We start from the raw sequence: 22,318 nt of genomic DNA, 5'->3' as shown, positions 1-22,318 counted from the left end.
AAAGTAGAAATAAAAAATCAAATAACGCAACTTTGTTGCATTAAAATATGAAACAGGTTAGAAATACGCATGCCAAAACTGAAATTTTAAACCTTATTAATGGTTCAGATGTAGCCCTTACACACTCTGATATTCAGAAGAAATTAGGAGATCTATGCAATAGAGTTACCATTTACAGGGTGTTGGAAAGGCTTGAAAACGAAGGTGCTATACATAAAATCGTCAACATTGACGGGGTGGTGAATTTTGCGAAGTGCAGCGGAAAATGTACACATGAACAGCATTTTCACAATCATGTTCATTTCAATTGTAAAGAATGTCATTCTGTAACGTGTATCGAAAACGCGATTCCGGAAATCAGTTTACCTGAGCATTTTATTGCACAGGAATACAATTTTATTATCAGCGGGATATGCCCGAAATGCGCTGATGCTTAAAAGCGAAAAGGTAAAAAAACAAATTGTTTTTTTACCTTTTTGTGATTGGTTATAAGGAAGAGATATAGACTTCTATTTTGGTTCCGTCATAATTGAAGGTACCATCAGAGTTCTTTTTGCCTAACACCCATTTCATATCTACAGGTACTGACCATGCAGATCCTAATGAAAATCCATTGACAGATCTGATTTCATTTCCTTTTCCTGTAGTAACCGCTGAATGAAACCAGCTTTTATCAATCAATCGGTAGAAGCCGATTGCTTTTCCTGCCGGGATCGGTGAATATCCGTCCCATTTCTCTCCTGCCGGATAGTTAAAAACGGTTAACCATTTTTGTCCGGCTGATTCTGACAGCTGAGCGGGACTTATAGATGCACCACGCATATACAATGCATATGCTACCGCATCATGGCATACTCCACTGTTGTATTTCGAAATATTTTCTGCTCCTGAAAGAAGAGCATGCGCAACGGGCGCTCTTTCAGATAAGGATAGCTGAGCCTTCCTGGCTCCTTCCGGTGTGATAAATGACATATACTAATAGTTTGTTTGGTCTTGTAAAGATACACCTTTCAAATTTAATCACCGGTGCAGGAAAATAAGGGGGCTTTTTAAGAATAAAGAAACCCATTTTAAGCTTTGGCTAAAGCCTTATCGTTTCATATTATAAAATAAGCGGGCTAAAGCCCGCCTCTATTGATGTAAAACATTCCACAAGATATTGGGTAAAATTGGAGATATTCAATAGGAACGGGCTTTAGCCCGTTTAATAATAAATATAAATCCGATGGGCTTTAGCCAAAACTTAGATAATATAATTTTTGGTAAAGCCATTATGGTTCCTCACCAATTAATTATCTTCTAACAATAATACATGCATTCATAGCTGAAAAGTTTTCCGTCTTTAAATGTAAAAATCAAAAGTCCCGCATCTCCATTCTGGATATGATATTCGTGCGGAGAAGAAATCCATCTTGCAGACAGCAGATCACCGAAATGTGTTACGAAATTCTTTTCCTCATAATTGGAATCCATACGCTCATTTCCTAAAACCAGAACTTCACCGTCGGTAAATAGCATTTTGTAAATACTCCCGGAAATTTTTCCTTTAAATTCTTCAAAAGCAGCAATAATGTTAGGGGTTTTGTAAAAATACTGAGGCTCCCAGCCACATTCCGGCATATTAGGGATATCTTTCACTTTCTGCATCTCCAGCTTCTTCATCTGGGCATCTGTTATTTTTCCGTCAAAAAGGGCGGTTTCTTTCCAGATAAAATGCAGATTCAGGGCTTTAAGTTTCTTTTCGTAGATCTTTGTTTCCGGCTTTTTTTTAAACTGATCTGCCAGAAGAAGTTCAAAATCAATATCTATTTTTGAATTTTCTACGCCGGTATTGGATTCTTTCCAGAACTGTAAGGCCTGTTGGAGGTTTTTATCCTCCATCCAGGCGATTTCACGTAATCTTCCAACCTGTGTTAATTCCTTTTCTTTGTTTTTGCCTTTCACTGCCAGATAGTCTTTCAGAACTTTTTCGTAGGTAAGTTCAGAACCCAGATATTTCATTTGAATATATTCCGGATTTTCATGGAAGTGGTCACCAATATAGACCCATCCATCCTGATATAAAGGAACATAATCAATACAGATCATCTCGTTTAAAGCAGCCCGCCGCACCGGTATGCTTTCTGTCGTAGGAGCTTTCCGAACACGCAGTTCTGATACCTGTACATAGAAATGCGGACATTGGAAACCCTGTGATCCTCTGTAGAAATACTGAGCAGGCTCACCAGGTGATTTTTTCCCACGCATGGTTTTTTGCAGAGGCTGACGGTCTATAAAACCAATATCCCCGTTGCTTACCTGAACTTTATATTGTGTCTGGGTAGAGTCCAGAAGATAAACAGGTGCTTCTGTGGAAAAGATTCCTAACAGATCTTTATTATTTCCTTTTTCGCGGAAGAGATGCCCCCATTCGGATGTATAAACCGGTCTTTCACCAGATTTTTGACCCATAGTATTGTAAAAGCAGCATTGAATGATGCCGGCTCCTAATAATATCTTTTTCAACATATTGTAATCTGTACAACCCTTTTTGGGAAAGAGTTTGTTATTATTATACGGTTATTTTCTTCAAAATTACTGAAAAAATGAAGGGCTTTCCTAAGGTTATTGTTATTCAGAATGGGTATAAATTCCATCCTATTCATCGGTTTCCATTGGGTAAAGTAAATAAAAATACTATTTTTATCGGCCAAAAAAAGTAAAGACTCATTATGCCGACTGATGCTTCTCATAAGCTGATTCCGATGACAACTTTCGTACTGGAGTATTATTCACACGAAGGATATGCCGATCTTCAGATTTTGAATCTGATGAATAATTATGCCAATTTTTTAAAGAAGCGTTTGACTCTCGGAATGTTTGTTCCAGTAGACCGTAAAGGAAATATTCTGAAGGAACCTAAAAATTATAAAGAATGGAAATCCCTGGATCATAATGACGGGAAGAGAACGGATGTTGTTGGATTTGAAGAATATGCCGAATATCAGAAGGCAGAACAGAACTGTATGTTTGAAGGCTTTAAAGTAGATTATAACGGATATTCAAAAGTGAGGATTATCGCCTCATATGATCCTTCTATTGAATTATCTTTCAATAAAAATGATCTGATTCCTTCAGGATATCATGATGTGGAATCGCTTACTGTTTTTGACGATATTTTTTTAACATCCAGTGCGTTAAAAGCAATCGGAATAAAAAGATAAAATTTTAAAATAGATAATAAAAAAACGTTTATCGGTCCGATAAACGTTTTTTGTTTTTTTGATAGGCTACCGTACACATTCTCCCGAATGGCAGTGATAGCCTGAAGGACACAGCCCGTTAATGCAAGGGCCGGCAGCATCAGGATAGCACCTTTCATCTGCCCGGCAATGAGAATGAGGGGGGCATAGAGAAAGCAGATTTCCAAGGCAAACGCCTACCGGAAGAGGAAGATTCAGCTCTATACCTATTTCCCCAATAATGTTCTTCAATGTTTTTCTGTTTAATTTTTTCATGGTCTTTGTTTTAAATTGTTATTGATTTTTTACTATTATTTCAAGTTGTGTAATGAAATCTTTCTGCGCCTCATTGATGTGCCGCTGTGCATCTTCTGAAGAGAACCACTCCCATCGATCTACTTCCGGAACCTTCATTATTTTACCGGATTTAGGAGGCCATTCTAATGGGAAGGTATTGCTGTAAAGGTCTGAAGTTTCAAGATCGCTGTCTAAAGCCCAGGCATAAACCGTTTTTCCTCCTTTTTGCTGAATGGATGACAATTCGATAAACGCTCCGTCTATTGTTTTACCGGTTTCTTCTTTAAATTCTTTCAACGCACGATCTAATGGGTTTTCATCAGGAAGAATCTCTCCTTTGGGAATAGACCATGACCCCAGGTCTTTATTTTTCCAGAAAGGACCGCCGGGATGCACCAAAAAATAATACAGACTGTCTTTTTCTTTTTTAAAAAGCAAAATACCTGCACTTGTTTTCATGGACGTAAAGATTTGATTATTAAAGGTATGAAAAAATATATAATCCGGATGATCAATAGGATATCCTTTTCTTTTTAAACTCAGAGGGTGACATTTGCTTGTACGTTTTAAATATTTTATTGAAATGGCTGGCATCATTGAAACCCAGCCTGTCAGCAATTTCACTGATGTTATAATGACTTTGAAGTAATAGTTTTTCAGCAGTTTTTATTTTATGCTGCATCACATGCTGCTGTATGGAGAAACCTGTCTGCTTTTTAATATAAATGCTGATATAATTAGAAGAAAGCATGAATTCTTTAGCCAGGTTTTCAATTTTCATTTTATCCGTATCCAAAGCATTGACGTTGATATAATACAGTATCCTTTCAATTCTGCTGAGATTTTGGGTCATCCATTCTTTGGCAGTAATATTATTCATTGTATTTCGAATCATAATGATCATGATCCCCGAAAAAAGATCAGCAGTGATCTCTTTATTATACGTGTTTTTACGGCTGAACTCATGCAGGAGTATCCCGGCCAGCTGCAGCAGATGTAGTTTATCCGTTTTACTTTTAATTACTGATTCATACACAAAAGAATGGTCTTCCATCAGAAGCTGAACCATTTTTTTTAGCTCATTATTTTTGTTGGGCAAAAGGTTTTGCCAGATATACTGTTCCGTAAATTTTATATAAATGAAACGTGTTTTACTCGTAATGGAAAATTCATGCCCGTCACTTGGCCTCAAAAGAAAAGCATCTCCTTTTTTATATGGAAAAGTGATATTGTTGAGGTGATGATATCCTTTCCCATGCTCTATGATAATCAGCTCATAAAAGTTATGGTTATGATATTCAACGTCCCAGACTTCCTTCTCAATACTGAAAACATTAAAAGAATTAAAGTTAACGATTCGTTTCATTTAGAAATGGATTTTTACAAATTTACCATTAATTTTTACAACACAAACCGATTGATTATTGATCAATTTTGTCTTATCAAAACATTCAAAAATGAAATACATCAAACAATCAGTGTTGTTGCTGGCTTCAACAATAGTTTTAATGTCCTTTTCGGATCACCATGACAAGGATAAAAGAGAGAAAAAAGAGTCATCTAAGACACAAACTTCAACCAAAAAATACTGGCCTAACGGGGCTCAGCTGGTCATCTCAGTTTCTATGCAGTTTGAAACAGGCGGACAGCCTGAGGGCGCTGAAAGTCCATTCAGTGGAACTCCTCTTCCCAAAGGACAGCCGGATCTTCCCGCAGAAAGCTGGTACCGGTATGGTGGAAATGAAGGAATTTACCGAATGCTGGATTTATGGAAAAAATATGACATCAAAGTAACTTCCCATGTGGTGGGAACAGCAGCTGAAAGATATCCTGAAGTTGCAAAAGCCATTGCAAAAGGAGGTCATGAAATTGCTGCTCACGGCATTGCCTGGGACAATCAATGGAATAAAAGTTATGCTGATGAGCTTAATTTTGTAAAACAGGGAGTAGATGTTGTTGAAAAGATTACCGGTCAGAAAGCAGTAGGTTATAACTGTAATTGGCTGAGAAGAGGTCCGAATACGCTTAAAGTATTACAGGAGCTGGGTTTTTTATATCATATAGATGATCTGAGTCATGATGAGCCTTTTATTACAAAGGTAAAGGGGAAAAATTTTGTAGTCATTCCCTATACGTTACGCAACAATGATATCGTTACTATAGAAGGAAAGCATTGGAGTCCGGATCAGTTTCTGGCACAGCTGAAATTTGAATTCGACCGTCTTTATGAAGAGGGAACTTCCAAAAGAAGAATGATGAGCATCAGTTTTCATGACAGAATTGGTGGAACTCCGGCAATGGTACATGCGATGGAAGAATTCATCAGATATACCAAAGAAAAGCAGGGCGTTGTCTTTATGAGAAAAGATGATATTGCCAGAATGGTGATGAATGATCCTGATACTCCGGTTGATAACAGTGAAGAAAAGTTTAATAAGTAATAAGTAAAGAAGCTGGGGGCTGGAGGAAGGGAGTTATTGAAACGATAAACACAGTAAAAGTGAATCATAGATATCTATACCTTCCCGCATCCCGCATCCCGCTTCCCTCTTCCATTCTAAAAAATGCCTTTATGAATAATACAAAAACAGCCTATTTTTTCCTTCGTGTGTCGATGGGAATCAATTTTTTAGGACACGGTTTGGTCCGACTGGTAAAATTACAGGACTTTGCCTCAGGAATGATGAAAGGTTTTGAGAGCAGCTGGCTTCCACAGCCATTGGTACACCTGTTTGGTGTTACGCTCCCCTTTCTCGAATTTACATTAGGTCTGCTATTGATCATTGGTTTTAAAACCCGTATTGCAGCTATGGCCGGGGCCTCCCTGATTATCCTGCTCCTTTTTGGAAGCAGTACCGTTGAAAACTGGGAAGCGATGGGAATTCAGATGATCTATGCAGGTCTGTTCTATATTCTGATCAGCAGAATTGAGGATAATTACATGGCTTTGGATCGGAAATAAAAAATCAGTAAGGCTGAAAAAGTAAAAAATTATATCTGATTATTATAAAGTTGTCTAAACATTACCCAACCACAAAAGTCACAAAAGGTTTCATTTTAAACACACAGGTTCTCTTAAGTAAGTTTAAAATGATACTGCAAAAAAGCTCACATAAGATGAAAAAGATTTTCACAAAATTTAGGTGTACTTATTACGCATAAGGTTTGTCCTGAAAAAACTGAAGTGTTTAAAACTTTTGTGACTTTTGACTTCGTTGAATCTTCGATCTGTGGTTAAAATATTAATTCAATGCTTTATTTTTACTTTCTCAGCCTAATTATTTTGCTGCTTTTTTACATTGTTCAGAGATTATGTTACAACTTGCATAGATTCAGTTACCTTGTTTTTATAATTATGCCCGAATTTTGTATCAGAAATAAAGCAACTGAAAGTATTGAATTTATTTTCAGTGAAATAGCTAACCCTCAAAATGAATAATGATGCAAACTATATTGGGAGCCAATGGCCAGATTGGTGAAGAACTGGCAAGAGAACTGAAGAGAAACTATACTTCAGATATCCGTATTGTGAGCAGAAATGCTAAAAAAGTAAATGCTACTGATACTGTGTTCTCAGCAGATTTATCAGACAGACAACAGGCGATAGAAGCAGTAAAAGGAAGTGAAATTGCTTATTTCACTCTTGGACTTCCTATGGATACCGAGTTATGGGAAAAGCAATTTCTACTCATTGTAAAAAACGTTATTGAAGCCTGTAAAATCAATGGGACAAAACTGGTTTTTTTTGATAACACCTATATGTATCCTCAAAATAATGAGATTCTGACGGAACAAACCCGTTTTGATCCTGTAGGAAGAAAAGGACTCGTAAGAAAACAGATGGCCGAAATGCTTTTAAAAGAAATGAAAGCCGGAACCATAGAAGCCGTTATCTGCAGAGCTCCTGAATTTTATGGTCCGGGAAAAACGCAAAGTATTACCAATACTCTTATTTTCAACGCTATTAAAGATGATAAAAAACTAAAGGTTCCTTTGAGGGATGATAAAATCAGAAGCCTGATCTGGACGCCTGATGCGAGCCGTGCAACTGCTCTGATCGGAAACACACCAGACGCCTATGGACAGACATGGCATTTGCCTGTAGATGATCATAAGCTGAACTACAAGGAATTTATTGCTTTGGCTTCTCAGGTCTATGGAAAAGAACTCAGGTATTCTGTAATCCCGAAACTGCTTTTTGCAATAGGATCTTTATTCAGCAAAAATGCAAAAGAGCTATTGGAACTGCTTCCGAGATATCAATATAATAATCTTTTTGATGATTCAAAATTCAGAAAGAGATTTCCAGAATTTGCGATAACGACTTACAGACAAGGAATTGAAAAGATTAAAAAAGAACAGCAATCCGCAAAATAATCCTTTTAAAATAAGTAACTTAGAAACACCATCACCACAACCGAAAGGGAAATATTCTCTTCCTTTGGAGGGGTGGTAAAAAAAGAAATAAAATGAAAACTCCTGAAAAAGTATCCTCGATCACAGCATTGCATAAGTATCTGAACCTGAAAAGGCCTTCACATCCTTTAATCAGTGTATTTGATTTTAATGAGGTGAATATTGATCCTGAAACGATCCTGAGTTCAGTAACTACAGATTTTTACGTAGTTTCCATTAAAAAAGACTGTGCAGGGAGATGCAAATACGGGCAGCATTATTATGACTTTGAAGATGGGATTATGTATTTTATTGCTCCTCATCAGGTATTGCAGTTTGAAGACATTCTGCTTTCTGAGGTAAGAGGAAATGTACTGGTTATTCATCCGGATTTTCTGCAGGGATATCCGTTAGCTTCCACAATAAAAGATTATGGTTACTTTTCATATACTGCCAATGAAGCACTGTACCTCTCGGAAAAAGAAGAAAAATCTGTAACGGATATCCTTGATAATATCAGCAGGGAAATTGAAGCCAATATGGATGGTTTTACCCAGGATTTACTGGTTTCAAATATAGACTTGCTGTTGAAATACTGTGACAGATTTTACAACCGTCAGTTTTTAACCCGAAAAAAGGTAAACCATGATCTTCTGACCCAGCTTGAAAGTTTACTGGATGATTATTTTAAAAATGAAAAGCTGTTGATAGACGGAATTCCTACGGTACAATTTGTAGCAGCTAAGTTGAATATCAGCCCCAATTATCTGAGCGATATGCTAAGAATTCATACAGGACAGACTACCCAGCAGCATATTCAGAACAGAGTGATTGATAAGGCAAAAGAACTGCTGTCAACTACTGCAATGTCTGTTTCTGAAATTGCGTATAACTTAGGATTTGAGCATCCCCAGTCCTTTCATCGTTTATTTAAAAATCAGACTGCTGTTTCTCCCCTGGAATTCAGAAAATCTTTTAATTGATTGTACCATGATAAAAAAAATACTGCTGATCGTAACGAATGTAGATCAATATGCCAGTGGTAACCTTAAAACAGGATTATGGCTGAGCGAGCTTACCCATATTTACCAAAAATAAAGACTAACAATGATATATTTAAAATTCTTTAGAATAATGCAAGAAATAAAACGCAAAGTTTTAATGGTTTCAGATTTTTACTAAAAATGAGTATTAATACGATCAATAGATCCTAATTATTGATTTTCCCCCATGATTTCTCAGATTCAAGTAAAACATTAAAATCTTTGCGTTAGTTATCGGTATGCTTAGAAAAATCAATGCAATTGATTCAGGTTTTGTTTCTTTAAAATATTAAAAGTCAGCATAATAGAGCTTTGTGTTAAAATATGCTTGTCTTCTTATGATAAAAATGATTTTATTATTGTCACCAGACTCATCAGGATCACCACTATTCCCACTACCACAAACATTTTCTTTGTCGAAAGTTTTGAGGTCAGCATCGCAGAAAACGGAGCTGTAAAAACACCACCCAGCAAAAGCCCTAAAACAATATTCCAGTGATGGATACCAATGGTAAAAATGAAGGTAACCGCGCTTGTTATGGTCAGCAAAAACTTGGCAACGGTAGAGCTTCCCACTACATAACGGGGAATCCTTCCCTCTTTGATCAGCGTTCCGGTTACCAATGGTCCCCATCCCCCTCCTGCAAAGGAATCTATAAAACCTCCCGCCAGTCCCAATACTCTGAGATTAGTCCTTCGTTTGGTTTTGATGAATCCCGACTTTTTATCTTTGAATGCATTTTTTAAGATATTGATTCCAAGATACAGGGTGTAGCAGGCAATAATTGGCTTTACAATATGCGCATAATGTTCCCCATAATGAGACAGGGTTAAAGCTCCGATGACAGAACCCACAATAGCCAATGGAAAAAGTACCCACACCATTTTTTTATTCACATTTCCCAATTTATAATGACTGAAACTTCCGGCTGCAGTAGTAAAAGATTCTGCAGAATGAATGCTTGCACTCACAACAGGTGGCGGAACATTCAGCAGTAAAAGAATGGTGGTGCATATAACACCATACCCCATTCCCATAGATCCCGCAACAATCTCTGCCATAAAACCTGCAAACAGCATCCAGTAAAAAATATGACCATCTTTATTCAGAAAATACTGGATATCACCGGCAAGATTGAACTGATACACGACAAGTCCGAATAGTCCGAAAAGAAGTAAAACACCAATGATGGCCAGATAAATATTAGCTTTTCTCTGGGCTGTTTTGGTGATACTGATCAGTTTTTCAATTTCCATATCCGGTTTTGAAGAAACTTTTCCCTCAGACAGGTATTCTGTTGTAATTTTATTAAGCTGTTTTACCTTATAATTAAAATCTCCGGTCAGCTGATTACGGATGTGCTGCATATTATCCAATACATGGTCCATTTCATCAGGAATCACCTCAGTAAAGGTTTCTCTTAATCTTTTAGCAATGGTCGGAGATTTTCCGTTGGTGGAAATAGCTATTTTGAGACTTCCTTTTTTGACAATGGAACCTAAATAAAAATCACAGAGATCAGGCTTATCTGCAATATTGACCAGTACACTTTTTTCCTGTGCTTTTTCCCTGATTTCTCCTGCCAGTTCAACATCATTCACTGCAATAATGGCAAGATCTGTGTCATTAAAATCATAGTCGTTATACGCTCTTTCGTGGAGAGTTATATTGGAAAACTGATTTTGTAAAATTCTGACCTCAGGAATGATTTCTTTGGCTACCAGTCTGATGGAGGTTTCGGGTGAATTGCCTAAAACAGATTCCAGCTTTTCGAGAGCAACGTTGCCACCGCCGATGATCAGCAGTGACAGGTTTTCAAGTTTTAAAAATATGGGATATAATGAATTACTCATCCTGATTACAGTTTTAAGTCATAGGTAAAAGCGACATAATACAATCCTCCGATTTCTGGACCTGCTGCATACTGAAAGTAACGGCGGTTCAGTAAATTGGTGGCTCCAATCTTAATATTGGCATGGATTTCAGGCAGCTTCCATGTAGCCTGTACATCAATGGTATAATAAGCCGGAATTTCTCCGGATGCTAAAGGGCTTTCCCACATAAAACTGCTCTGCCATCTTGCTACAAGGGTAAATCCTATATTTTTAACAATCTCTCTGTTTCCTACACTTACATTCACCATCCATTTCGGCGTGTTGAAAGCAGTGATAAACAGGTCCGAAGAATTGCTGGAAGCCAGATCATTGTAGGAAACATTGGTATTGACATTATAGTTTCCTGTAATATTATAACGGATTCCCAGGGATGTTCCGTAACTTTTGTAAGTACTGTTGCTGTTGGTATAAACCCTGTATCGGTCCTGTTTGCTTCGGTCCAGCATTGCAAGTACAGCTGTATTGCTTCCTACCTGACTGTTTTTAGGAACAGCCACTTCTACCTGACCAAGGAACCCTTCATAGATGTTGTAATAAAAATCCCAGTCCAGCACCAGTTTATTATTGAAAAAAGTAGACTTATATCCTATTTCAAATGAATTGATCTTTTCCGGCTGTAATTTTTGCAGGTTGGCTACTGTTAAAAGCTGCTTGTTATCCTGAGCTGCCTGAGCCTGGGTTTTTCCTGCATCAACATCAGCGTTTACTGCTGAGGTAAATTTATCGATGGACGCCAGTGTATAAGAGTTTTCAAGATAGCCCAATCCGTCATTTACTTTTGAAAGACCTCCCACTCTTCTTACATTTCCGTTATTCACAAATGAAAGTGCTTCAAATAAAGATGGAAAACGGTATCCGTTCTGAAAAGACGCCCGGAAATTATGTTCTTTAACCGGAGAATAAACAACACTTATCCTGGGATTCAGTTTAGCGTCGAATTCAGGATTTCTGTCAACACGTAGCGCTGCATTGATTTTTAATTTATCATCAAAAAAAAGCTTGGTAACCTGTACAAAAATCCCATATTTCTGATAAATAACGTCTTTTCCAAAGGTTCCATTGGCTAAAGGAATATTTCTTTCATTCACCGGACGGTTAAAATCAACAAAATTATTTCCATCCGGAGTAATGCTGTACAATCGGTAATCTATACCGGCAAGGAGATTGAATATCTTCACAAGCCTGCTGAAATCGTAAGTAAGTTCTCCCTGGTAGAAGCGGGATTTCTGTTCAAGCTTGGCTCCTCCTGTTGCCGGAGCACCGGCAACCCCTGCATTCGCTGAATCCCAGTTATTGATGCCGATGATGGTGTTCTTTAACTGTTCAAAAGCTGCAGTTCCCGGTACAGCCCTGTTTTTATCAGCTTCCTGACGGGCAAGGATAAATGCATCATTAAGATTGGCTCCGGCATTGAGGCTGTTCTGAAGCGCAGTCTGGAATATATTTCTCCAGTTGGTATTGGAAAGATTCGTCAGATCCAGATTATCTGCTAAAGGTTTAAGGTTATAAGAATCTCCTGTATTTTCTATGGATACATAAGCTCTGAATGTTAATTCTTTTCCTGTCAGCTCCACTTTATGGTTCTGAACCGTGGCATTCTGTAAACGGATTTTATTTCCTCTCTGGAAAGTTCCATCCAGTAATCCATAACGGTATACATAAGATGTTCTCCACTGATCCCCAAAACGGTAGTATAATCCTGCATCAAACTTAATATTTTTTACATCAGGACTTACCAGATCTTTTTCCAGATATCCTGTCCTCGAAACGTTGAACGTAGTAGGCTTCCCGTTATAATCCACTTTTACAGCTACACGGTTGTTTCTTTCATCACCATATTTATTCCAAAGATCTTCAGCCGGATTTTTCGCCAGAGCAAAGTTGGGATTGGCTGTAACCAGTGATCCCGGGTTCTGATCTGTCAGGTTGTTTGAGATCCAGTCTGTTCCGCTGAAGTAAGAGGCATTGACTTTAATGGCAAAATTTTTATTGATCACTTTTGCGAAGCGGATGGCACTTTCTCCCAGAGAACTTATTTTGTGGTTGACATTGTCTACATGATTGACGCCGCCTCTGAAATATACACTTATTCCTTCTGACGTAAAAGGATCTTTGGTCTGTAAGCTTGCCAGCCCATTGATGGCATTCATACCGTACAATGCTGAAGCTGCACCCGGAGTGACCTCCATCGATTGAATATCCAGTTCGGTAGGACCTATCGCATTTCCCAGCGGTACTCCTAATGTTGCCGACTGTACATCTACTCCATCTACCAACTGCATGAAACGGAAATTATTAGGTGAATTGAATCCTCTTGAATTAGGGATTTTTAAAGTAAGGCTTGAGGTTAAAAGCTGAAGCCCCTTCACATTTTCCAGTGTTTCATAGAATGAGGCTGCCGGGCTTTCCCTGATGGTTTTAATATCAATTTTTTCAATCGCTATTGGTGATCTTAATATCTTTTCCGGAACTCTGGATGCAGAAATCACGACATCATCAATAATTGTATTTTGTGGGTTTAACCCTATTGTTATTTTGTTGGAAGGAGAAAGTATTTCAACAGTTTGACTCGTGAAACCATCTTTTTGAACTACTACCCGGAACGGAATCGTAACTCTTGTTCTGAGCTTAAAGTTACCAAGGAGATCCGTTAATGTGGTATCCTGTGTATTTTCGATCTGTATTTTTACAGAGTCGAGACCTTGGCGTGTGCCTGTATTTTTGATGCTTCCGCTGAGCTCTATAAGCTGCTGCTGTGCTTCTGCCAGGTTAAAAAATAGAAATGTGAATGCGATAATACCTGCTTTAGGCAGAAAATTTCCCTGCTTTTTGTTTTTCATTTTTTCTTCATTTTTTAGGTTGAGAATGAAGCTGTCTGAATTTTTTTACTTCTATGATGAAAGTCTTCTATATTGTTTAATATTACAATTGAAGGGCTTAGAATTCCCCTCTTTTGGAGGGGTGGCGAAAATTCAAAGAATTTTTGACGGGGTGGTTTAAGCCATTAATAGTATTGCTGACTTCCATGATTCAAAAACTTCAAACAGCTTTGTTTGAATTGTTATTTGAGAATCAGCAACACATACACATTCGTCTGCCTGAAAGAAGAGGTTGAGTTGTTTTGTTTTTTTTCAGATCAAAATGAAAATCAGCCATATAATTTAATTTAAGGTGTGTAAGTAACGGTATGAAAAATCACCAAATGTTTCTTCTGTAAGCCTATTCTGTACATAAATTCCGAAAAGTTCATCCAATGTGGTCAGAATTTCTTCCTCACCAATGTTTTCTTTAAATTTTGTATTCAGTCGCATTCCTAAACGGTCTCCACCGATGTGAAGATTATATTTCCCATAAGCTGTACCTACAAATCCGATTTCAGCATTCGGAGATCTTCCGCAGCCGTTTGGACAGCCGGTCATACGGATGGTAATATCTTCTTCCAGCAGTCCATATTTTTCAAGAATAGGTTCTATTTTTGTGACCAGAGAAGGCAGATAACGCTGGGCTTCAGCAAGTGCCAGTGAACAGGTATTTAAAGCCACACAGGCAACAGAGTTTTTGCGTAATGCGCTGGCTCCGTCTGTCTCATCCGAAATTCTGTATTCTTTTAAAATATATTCAATTTCCGGTTTATCCTTTTCCTCAATATCCGCCAGAATAAGGTTCTGGTTACAGGTAAAACGGAAATTAGCTTTTCCTGTCTGTGCAATTTTCAACAATCCTGATTTTAAAGGATATTCCGCAGTGTTAAGGATTCTTCCATGCTCTACAAATACTGTATAAAACCATTTTCCTTCATGATTCTGGATCCAGCCGTAGCGGTCCTTTCTTTGTGTAAACTTAAATTCGCGCGCTGGTTCAAAGCTGAATCCTGTTCTCTTTTCTACTTCCGCTCTGTACTGATCGATACCTAATTTATCAATCGTGTATTTTAATCTTGATAATTTTCGGTCGCTCCTGTTTCCGAAGTCTCTTTGTACTGTGATGATTTCGTAGACCGCCTTCAGTACTTTTTCTTCGGTATCCACAAATCCAAGGATGGATGCAAGACGTGCGTATGTGGCATCATTTCCGTGGGTTGCACCTAATCCTCCGCCTGCAGCAATATTATAACCTACAATTTTATCATTTTCGATAATCGCAATCAAGGCGATATCATTAATGAATACGTCTACATCGTTATTGGGAGGCACAGCAATTCCTATTTTCAGCTTTCTGGGAAGATATCTGTCCTGATACAATGGATCTTCCTCTGCTTTACGGTCTACCAGAAGTTCATCATCAATCCAGATATCATAATAAGCTTTGGTTTTCGGAAGGCACATTTCACTGATTTTTCCCGCCAGTTCGTAAGCTTCCTGTTGCAAAGGTGATTCCGAAGGATTGGCAGTACAGGTAACATTCCTGTTGACGTCCCCACATGCTGCAATAGAATCCAGGTGCTGCAGATTGAAACTCTGAATGGTAGGTCTTAAATGAGATTTTAAGATACCATGCAGCTGAATCGTTTGTCTTGTCGTTACCTTAATAGTTCCTGTGGAATAATCTTCTGCGGTTTCATTCAATCCTACCCATTGCTCCGGAGTTAAAAAGCCACCAGGAAGCCTTAGGCGGATCATGTAAGAATACAGCCACTCCAGTTTTTTGGAGACACGCTCTTCCCTTCTGTCTCTGTCATCCTGTTGATACATTCCATGGAATTTGATAAGCGTCTGATCATCTTCTCTGATCGCTCCGGTGAAGTTATCTGCAAGACTTTCCTTTAAAGTTCCCCTGAGCCCGTTACTGCCGGTTTTAATCCTTTCTACCGGTGAAAGGTTTTCTTTATCATTGTTCATAATTGTTTCCTTTAATTTTTTAAGACTACTTCTTTTTAATAGACATCTTTCGCATATCTGCCGCTAAGCTCCATTTCTTCCAGATAAATTACAGCGTCTTCTTTGCTGCGTTTTCCTTCCTTCTGAATAATTGTGAGAAGCGTTTGTTCTACATCCCGGGCCATTGGTTCTTTGGCACCACATACATAGACAGATGCCCCGCCTTCAAGCCAGTAAAATACTTCCTGAGCTTTTTGTTCCAGTCTGTGCTGAACATATACTTTCTCTGCGGTGTCTCTGGAAAAAGCAAGATCCAGATGGGTCAGGCTGCCTGTCTTAAGGAAATCCTGAAGTTCAGCCTGATAAAGAAAGTCTGATACAAAGTTTCTGTCTCCGAAAAACAGCCAGTTTCTTCCTTCCGCTCCTGTAGCATCACGTTCCCATAAGAATGATCTGAAAGGGGCTATTCCTGTTCCGGGGCCAATCATGATGATGTCTTTATCAGCTTCCGGTAATTTGAAATGGCCCGCTTCCTGAATATAAAATTCCACCTCCTCTCCTTCTTCGAATTCACTCAGAAAACCACTGCATAATCCATTGTGTTTCTGATGATCAATAAAGAATTCCGATTTGGCCACGGTAATATGAATTTCCGTATCACCATGAGCTTCCAGAGAGGAAGAGATTGAATAAAGACGGGGTGACTGAGCGGTCAATATCTGAATGATGTCTTCAAATTCATCAGCATTTTTTACTGGATAAATCCTAAGCAGATCAAGCAGGCTTAACCTGACTTCCGGAATGGAATGTCCCGTTATTCTCGCATACTGGGCTACCACGGATTTAAGCAGATAACTGATGTTAAGATGCCTGTGCAGTAATTGTTCTACGGTATCCTTAATTTTTGCTGTTCCAACCTGTTTTTGAGGATCAATTCCCGTAAGAGTAATGATTTCCTTTACTATTTCTTTAGGATTTAAAGGGATCACTCCCAAAGCCGAACCAGGTTGATACGCAAGGGAATCTTCGGTTTCAATTTCAATATGATAGGTTTCTTTTTCAGACGTAATATCATTCAGATTGATGATGGCAGACACTTTTCCCTTATATTTCTTTCTTCCGGCGGAAACCTTCGGAACTGAAATATTTTTTGTACTCTGCCCCGCATTTTTATGAACCGTTTCGAATACATGTTCTATCCAGTGGGAAGCCTCCTGTTCGTAATCAATGTCACATTTTTTTAATGGAATGATACGCTGAGCACCTAATATTTCAAATCGGGAATCTACATCTTCTCCGGTCTGGCAGAACAGCGGATAACTGCTGTCTCCCAATGCCAGTACCCCATATTTCAGTCTGCTGAGATCAATTTCATTTTCATAGATATAATCATAGAACTTTTTGGCAAGAGCAGGCGGTTCGCCTTCTCCCTGGGTGCTGATCACGACAAAGAAGAATTCCTCTTTTGCAAGATCTTTAGGCTTGTATTGGGAAAGGTCTGCCAGTTTTACCTGAAGTCCTTTTTTCTTCACGATACCTGCAAGGGCTGTAGCGAGTTTTTTACTGTTTCCGGTTTCCGTACCGTAAGCCAGCGTTATTTTATTTACGGCATTCTGTGAAACACTATTGGTTTCCTGTAGAGGCATAACGGCTGCTAATGGTGATCCTCCGGCGATACCCGCAAGATATCCGCTGGCCCAGATTGCTTCATCTCTCGAAAGGTCTCCGGATATTTGTTTTAATACATTTAATTTAGTTTCAGACAGCATATTCAAAGAAATTTTGAGTGGCAGGGATCAGACTTCCGTTTTCCACTGATTTAAAATAAAGACCTTCCTGTTCAGCATTTTCAAGCCATGAAAATGCTTCGTGGAGATTCACAATTTTACCGACAATCACCAATGAAGGGGAAGCAAAGTTTTTGTCTCCGAATTTTTCATTAAAATCATCAAATGATGAGGTGTACACCTTTTGGAAGGGTGTTGTAGCCTGTTCAATAACTGCAATTTTTTTATCATCTGAAATCTGAAGTTCTTTCAGCTTTTCCACAAGAGGAGTAAGATTTCCTTTAGACATATAGAAAACAAGGGTATCATCCGTTAAAGCAAGCTCTTTCCAGTATTCTTCACTTACGATTTCTGATTTATAATAGGTCAGAAAACGAACGGAAGTGGAATATCCTCTGGCTGTTAAAGGCATTCCTGCAAATGCTGCTGCTCCTAAAGCGGCTGTAATTCCCGGAATGATTTCGTAAGGGATATGATTCTGCTTTAAAGCCTGCAGTTCGTCAAGAATATTGGAAAATATGGAAACGTCTCCCCCTTTCAGCCTTACAATGGTTTTATTCTGACGGGCATATTCCACCATCAGCGTATTGATATGAGATTGGGGTGTAGAAGCATTTTTACTGCATTCTTTTCCTACATAGATGATTTCTGTATCTTCATTAACATAGGTTTCCAGGATTTCCGGACTCACAAGGCGGTCACATAAGATGATGTCTGCCTCTGCAATTGCTTTTACAGCTTTTACAGTGATCAGTTCAGGGTTGCCAGGTCCTGCACCGATAAGGTAAACCTTTGGTGATTTTATATTTGTTTTCATTGAAGTAGGTGTTAATTAAGGAATTAGAAAAGCCCCTCTACCGACAGATATCTTTCTCCGGTATCGTAATTGATGGTTAGGATTTTAGCGTTAGGTGGTATTTCCGGTAATTGTTTGGCGATAGCTGCTAAAGCGGCTCCTGTGGACACTCCCACAAAAAGACCTTCTTTTTTAGCAGCATTAAGAGCATATTCATAAGCTTCTTCCTTGCCTACTGTGATGACTAAGTCTAAAAGGGTAACATCCAGAATGGAAGGTACAAATCCTGCTCCTAATCCCTGTAGTGGATGTGGTGCAGGACTTCCTCCACTTAGTACAGGGGATAATTCCGGCTCTACAGCAATTACTTTTACATTAGGATACTTTTCTTTTACCGTTTTTGCGATTCCGGTGATATGTCCTCCGGTTCCTACACCTGTAATGATGTAATCCAGGCCGTCCGGAAAGTCTTTTAAAATTTCCTGAGCGGTAGTTTCTACGTGTACTTTTACATTGGCAGGATTGTCAAACTGTCTTGGAATCCATGAATTAGGTGTTTCTTCAGCCAATTCATTAGCTTTTTCAATAGCGCCTTTCATTCCTTTTTCTCTTGGAGTAAGCACAAATTCTGCTCCGTACGCTTCCATGATTTTACGGCGTTCTATACTCATGCTTTCCGGCATGACAAGAATGAGTTTGTATCCTTTTACAGCGGCTACCAAGGCGAGCCCTATTCCTGTATTACCGCTGGTAGGCTCTATAATGATGCTGTCTTTATTTAATAATCCTTTTGCTTCTGCATCTTCAATCATCGCCAGTCCGATTCTGTCTTTAATGCTTCCGCCGGGATTGCTTTTTTCAAGTTTGATCCAGATTTCATGATCTGAATCGAAGAGTTTGTTGATTTTCACGACGGGTGTATTTCCAATCGTTTCTAATGCATTCTGAAATTTCATATCAATGTACTTTTTATTTTTGTTTTTTTCTTAAATCACAAAGGTTAATGATTCCGGTAATGAAGTATTATCCTTTATTTTTATTTCGCTTTTGTGGTACACCAGAGAATTAGCAGGAACATCTTGCGTTACCCACACATTACCTCCGATAATGCTCTCTCTGCCTATGGTAGTCTCACCTCCCAGAATGGTTGCTCCTGAATAGATAATGACATCATCTTCAATATTCGGATGTCTTTTCTGATGGGCTTTTTCTTTGGAAACATTCAATGCTCCGAGGGTGACTCCCTGATAGATCTTGACATTATTCCCGATAACGGTTGTTTCTCCGATCACTATTCCTGTTCCATGATCAATAAAGAAAGACTTTCCTATCGTTGCTCCCGGATGAATGTCAATTCCGGTTTTACTGTGGGCGTATTCTGAAATGACACGCGGTAAAATCTTCACTTCCTGACTCCAGAGCTGGTGCGAAATGCGGTAGACATACGTGGCAAAAAAGCCCGGATATGCCAGGTACACTTCTTCCAGAGAGTCCGCAGCAGGATCAAATTCTAAAATTGATTTTGCATCCAGCACCAACTGATTATATAATTCCGGCAACGCTTCAAAAAACTGACTGACGTGTTTTTCAGTAAGGATTTTATCTCCTGTTACCGTATTGATAAGTTCTGAAAGTGTTTCCTGCAGGGTTTCAAAATTTCTTTTCAGCTGATCTTCTGTATTATCATTCTGAGGAAGGAAAAGTGTTTCATACAAATCCTTCACCCATCTTTTGGTCTTTATTTTATCAAAGAATCCATGAATATTATTTTGTTTGGTCTGATGAATTCTTTCTATTAATTGATCGGAAATGGCCATTTTTCTATTGAATTATACAGGCCGCTACCGTTGAATTGGACGTTTCATCCACCAAAATGGCTGAGCCCGTTGTTTTATTATGGGTAAAGCTGTCATAGACCAGAGGCTGTGCCGTGCGGAGGGTAACTTTCACAATCTCATTCAGTTTAATTTCACCATCGGCCTGTTCCCGGATAAGGGTATTGACATTGATCTTGTAATCTATCTCTTTTACAACGGCTTTCACAAGTCTGCTGTTCTGCTGCAGAAGGTATTTATTTCCTGGCTGTAGCGGTTTCTGATCAAGCCAGCATAATAAAATTTCAAGGTCTTTTTCAACGGCCGGAACCTGTTCTTCTGTGGCAAAAATATCTCCCCTGCTGATATCTACATCATGAGCAAGATGGATCACTGCAGGCTGTCCTTCAAAAGCTTCCTCTTTTTCAATCCCATTGATCTCAATTTTCGTGATTTCTGTGGTCAGATCTGCAGGAAGAATATGGATTTTGTCTCCTTTTGATAATTTTCCGCTTAATATTTGTCCGGCATATCCTCTGTAATCATGCAGCTCTTCCGTCTGAGGGCGGATGACATACTGGACCTGAAAACGGTTTCCGTTATTTTTTTCTTCATTCAGTGTTACCTCTTCAAGGTATTCCAGAAGAGAATTTCCTTTGTACCAGTCTGTTCTTGAAGATTTTGAAACGATATTATCTCCTTTTAATGCAGAGATCGGAAAATAACTTACGTCATTCAGCCCCAGATTTTCTGCAATTTTTGCATATTCTGATTTAATGTTTTCAAAAACTTCTTCCGAATAATCTACCATATCCATTTTGTTGATGGCTACAGCAACTTTTTTCAACTGTAATAAAGAAGCAATGATAGAATGTCTTCTGGTCTGCTCAATCACTCCTTTTCGGGCATCGATCAGAATGACCATCAGATCAGAATTGGATGCTCCTGTGATCATATTACGGGTATACTGCACGTGCCCTGGGGCATCAGCAATGATAAATTTTCTTTTTGCGGTTGAGAAATAGCGGTAGGCAACATCAATAGTGATTCCCTGTTCTCTTTCTGCACGCAATCCGTCTGTTAAAAGAGCAAGATCTACCCCGTCTTCATTTTTGTTTTTAGAATGTTTTTCGAGGACTTCCAACTGGTCCTGTAAAATGCTTTTGCTATCGTAAAGCAGTCTGCCGATAAGGGTACTTTTACCGTCATCCACGCTTCCTGCTGTTATAAATCTTAATATATCCATCCGAATTGTAATTATAAATGATAAGTGATAAATTATGAATGATAATTGATACTTTGTGTAATCATTAATCAATTATCTTTTATCATTGATTAAAAGTAGCCTCCTTTTTTTCTGTCCTCCATAGCGGCTTCTGTTACCCTGTCGTCAATCCTGGTTTCGCCACGCTCTGAGATTCTGGTGGCTACGATTTCTTCGATAACGGCATCTATGGTAACAGCGTCAGATTCTACGGCAGCGGTGCATGTCATATCTCCTACAGTACGGTAACGGATTTTTCTGGTGGTGATAATATCCTCCGGTTCCAGCACTACATGTGAGGAATTGGCAAGCCACTGCCCATTGAAGTCGATTACTTCTCTTTCATGCGAGAAATAGATGGAAGGCAGTGCTATTTTTTCTCTGCGGATATAATTCCAGATATCCAGCTCGGTCCAGTTGCTTATCGGGAAAACTCTTACATTTTCTCCTTTATGAATTTTTCCGTTAAAAATATTCCACAACTCCGGACGCTGAAGTTTTGGGTCCCACTGTCCGAACTCATCACGAACGGAGAAGATTCTTTCTTTCGCACGCGCTTTTTCCTCATCTCTTCTGGCTCCCCCAATGCAGGCATCAAACTCAAATTCTTCAATGGTATCAAGAAGCGTGTAAGTCTGCAGCCAGTTTCTGCTTGGGAATTTCCCTTTAGCCTCCGTCAGCTTTTTGCTTTTTATGGTATCTTCTACTTTTCTTACTACCAGGCTAACACCTAACTGTTGTACCAGCTGATCACGGAAATCCAGAACTTCCGGAAAGTTATGGCCGGTATCTACATGAACAAATGTAAAAGGTATTTTCCCGTGAAAGAATGCTTTTCTTGCCAGATGAGCCAGTACAATACTGTCTTTTCCTCCACTGAATAATAAGGCCGGGCGTTCAAACTGGCCTGCAACTTCTCTTAATATATAAATAGATTCTGCTTCTAACTGATCTAAATAATTTAACTGATGTATTGGCATTTTTTTCT

20 protein-coding genes are annotated in these 22,318 nt (G+C 38.7%); 6 read left to right on the top strand and 14 right to left on the bottom strand.

Annotated elements, in window-relative coordinates; translation table 11 throughout:
• Positions 1–47 precede the first annotated feature (47 nt).
• Positions 48–437, top strand: a complete 390-nt coding sequence (locus tag AC3FI7_RS04445) for a Fur family transcriptional regulator (protein WP_002979333.1) — start codon at positions 48–50, stop codon at positions 435–437.
• 49 nt (positions 438–486) lie between these two features.
• On the opposite strand, the gene AC3FI7_RS04440 is transcribed toward AC3FI7_RS04445, so the two are convergent.
• Positions 487–972, bottom strand: a complete 486-nt coding sequence (locus AC3FI7_RS04440) for a hypothetical protein (RefSeq protein WP_491461522.1) — start codon at positions 970–972, stop codon at positions 487–489.
• A 327-nt stretch (positions 973–1,299) separates the two neighbouring features.
• The gene (locus AC3FI7_RS04435) at positions 1,300–2,508 is read right to left on the bottom strand and encodes a hypothetical protein (protein ID WP_491461521.1); all 1,209 of its coding nucleotides are present in this window, start codon (positions 2,506–2,508) and stop codon (positions 1,300–1,302) included.
• A gap of 203 nt (positions 2,509–2,711) precedes the next feature.
• On the opposite strand from AC3FI7_RS04435, the gene AC3FI7_RS04430 reads away from it, so the two are divergent.
• The gene (locus AC3FI7_RS04430) at positions 2,712–3,203 is read left to right on the top strand and encodes a hypothetical protein (protein ID WP_142723023.1); all 492 of its coding nucleotides are present in this window, start codon (positions 2,712–2,714) and stop codon (positions 3,201–3,203) included.
• A gap of 66 nt (positions 3,204–3,269) precedes the next feature.
• On the opposite strand, the gene AC3FI7_RS04425 is transcribed toward AC3FI7_RS04430, so the two are convergent.
• From AC3FI7_RS04425 to AC3FI7_RS04415, 3 genes are read right to left on the bottom strand one after another with little or no spacing between them, the layout of a single operon-like run.
• Positions 3,270–3,497, bottom strand: coding sequence for a hypothetical protein (locus AC3FI7_RS04425; protein WP_047423096.1), 228 nt, complete (start codon positions 3,495–3,497; stop codon positions 3,270–3,272).
• Positions 3,498–3,515: 18 nt separating this feature from the next.
• Positions 3,516–3,977, bottom strand: coding sequence for an NUDIX hydrolase (locus AC3FI7_RS04420; protein ID WP_491461520.1), 462 nt, complete (start codon positions 3,975–3,977; stop codon positions 3,516–3,518).
• A gap of 52 nt (positions 3,978–4,029) precedes the next feature.
• Entirely contained in the window at positions 4,030–4,884 is an 855-nt protein-coding gene (locus tag AC3FI7_RS04415; protein WP_142723026.1) for an AraC family transcriptional regulator, read from the bottom strand.
• 91 nt (positions 4,885–4,975) lie between these two features.
• Between AC3FI7_RS04415 and AC3FI7_RS04410 the strand changes: the two genes are divergently transcribed.
• From AC3FI7_RS04410 to AC3FI7_RS04395, 4 genes are all read left to right on the top strand, one after another.
• On the top strand, positions 4,976–5,959 hold the full coding sequence (locus AC3FI7_RS04410; protein ID WP_343658501.1) for a polysaccharide deacetylase family protein: 984 nt from the start codon (positions 4,976–4,978) through the stop codon (positions 5,957–5,959).
• Between the two features lie 131 nt (positions 5,960–6,090).
• Positions 6,091–6,480 (top strand): DoxX family protein, encoded by a 390-nt coding sequence (locus AC3FI7_RS04405; RefSeq protein ID WP_343658500.1) that lies wholly within the window; start codon positions 6,091–6,093, stop codon positions 6,478–6,480.
• Positions 6,481–6,959: 479 nt separating this feature from the next.
• The gene (locus tag AC3FI7_RS04400; RefSeq protein WP_491462085.1) at positions 6,960–7,895 is read left to right on the top strand and encodes an NAD-dependent epimerase/dehydratase family protein; all 936 of its coding nucleotides are present in this window, start codon (positions 6,960–6,962) and stop codon (positions 7,893–7,895) included.
• A 92-nt stretch (positions 7,896–7,987) separates the two neighbouring features.
• Positions 7,988–8,896: a helix-turn-helix domain-containing protein gene (locus tag AC3FI7_RS04395; RefSeq protein ID WP_343658499.1), complete on the top strand. Its 909-nt coding sequence runs from the start codon at positions 7,988–7,990 to the stop codon at positions 8,894–8,896.
• Between the two features lie 396 nt (positions 8,897–9,292).
• On the opposite strand, the gene AC3FI7_RS04390 is transcribed toward AC3FI7_RS04395, so the two are convergent.
• The 9 genes from AC3FI7_RS04390 to cysD all read right to left on the bottom strand — a co-directional run bounded on the left by AC3FI7_RS04390 (position 9,293) and on the right by cysD (position 22,310).
• Positions 9,293–10,810 carry a TSUP family transporter gene (locus AC3FI7_RS04390; protein ID WP_491461519.1) on the bottom strand — a complete coding sequence of 506 codons (1,518 nt, stop codon included), beginning with the start codon at positions 10,808–10,810 and terminating at the stop codon, positions 9,293–9,295.
• A 5-nt stretch (positions 10,811–10,815) separates the two neighbouring features.
• Positions 10,816–13,692 (bottom strand): TonB-dependent receptor, encoded by a 2,877-nt coding sequence (locus AC3FI7_RS04385; protein ID WP_491461518.1) that lies wholly within the window; start codon positions 13,690–13,692, stop codon positions 10,816–10,818.
• A 321-nt stretch (positions 13,693–14,013) separates the two neighbouring features.
• Positions 14,014–15,690 (bottom strand): NADPH-dependent assimilatory sulfite reductase hemoprotein subunit, encoded by a 1,677-nt coding sequence (locus AC3FI7_RS04380; protein ID WP_491461517.1) that lies wholly within the window; start codon positions 15,688–15,690, stop codon positions 14,014–14,016.
• A 35-nt stretch (positions 15,691–15,725) separates the two neighbouring features.
• Positions 15,726–17,438, bottom strand: a complete 1,713-nt coding sequence (locus tag AC3FI7_RS04375; RefSeq protein WP_491461516.1) for a diflavin oxidoreductase — start codon at positions 17,436–17,438, stop codon at positions 15,726–15,728.
• Positions 17,428–18,273: a uroporphyrinogen-III C-methyltransferase gene (gene cobA / locus AC3FI7_RS04370; RefSeq protein ID WP_491461515.1), complete on the bottom strand. Its 846-nt coding sequence runs from the start codon at positions 18,271–18,273 to the stop codon at positions 17,428–17,430. The genes AC3FI7_RS04375 and cobA overlap by 11 nt, the downstream gene beginning before the upstream one ends.
• 23 nt (positions 18,274–18,296) lie before the next feature.
• Positions 18,297–19,208 carry a cysteine synthase A gene (gene cysK, locus AC3FI7_RS04365; protein ID WP_491461514.1) on the bottom strand — a complete coding sequence of 304 codons (912 nt, stop codon included), beginning with the start codon at positions 19,206–19,208 and terminating at the stop codon, positions 18,297–18,299.
• 30 nt (positions 19,209–19,238) lie between these two features.
• The gene (gene epsC / locus AC3FI7_RS04360; protein ID WP_491461513.1) at positions 19,239–20,069 is read right to left on the bottom strand and encodes a serine O-acetyltransferase EpsC; all 831 of its coding nucleotides are present in this window, start codon (positions 20,067–20,069) and stop codon (positions 19,239–19,241) included.
• Between the two features lie 4 nt (positions 20,070–20,073).
• On the bottom strand, positions 20,074–21,312 hold the full coding sequence (locus tag AC3FI7_RS04355) for a sulfate adenylyltransferase subunit 1 (protein WP_343658492.1): 1,239 nt from the start codon (positions 21,310–21,312) through the stop codon (positions 20,074–20,076).
• Positions 21,313–21,401: 89 nt separating this feature from the next.
• Complete coding sequence (gene cysD / locus AC3FI7_RS04350; RefSeq protein ID WP_491461512.1) at positions 21,402–22,310, bottom strand: sulfate adenylyltransferase subunit CysD; 909 nt, start codon at positions 22,308–22,310, stop codon at positions 21,402–21,404.
• Positions 22,311–22,318 lie beyond the last annotated feature (8 nt).

Source organism: Chryseobacterium sp. TQ-BC-N36, from assembly GCF_058382295.1.
The sequence above is the reverse complement of the archived record's forward strand: the minus strand, read 5'-3'. Positions and strand labels throughout refer to the sequence as shown.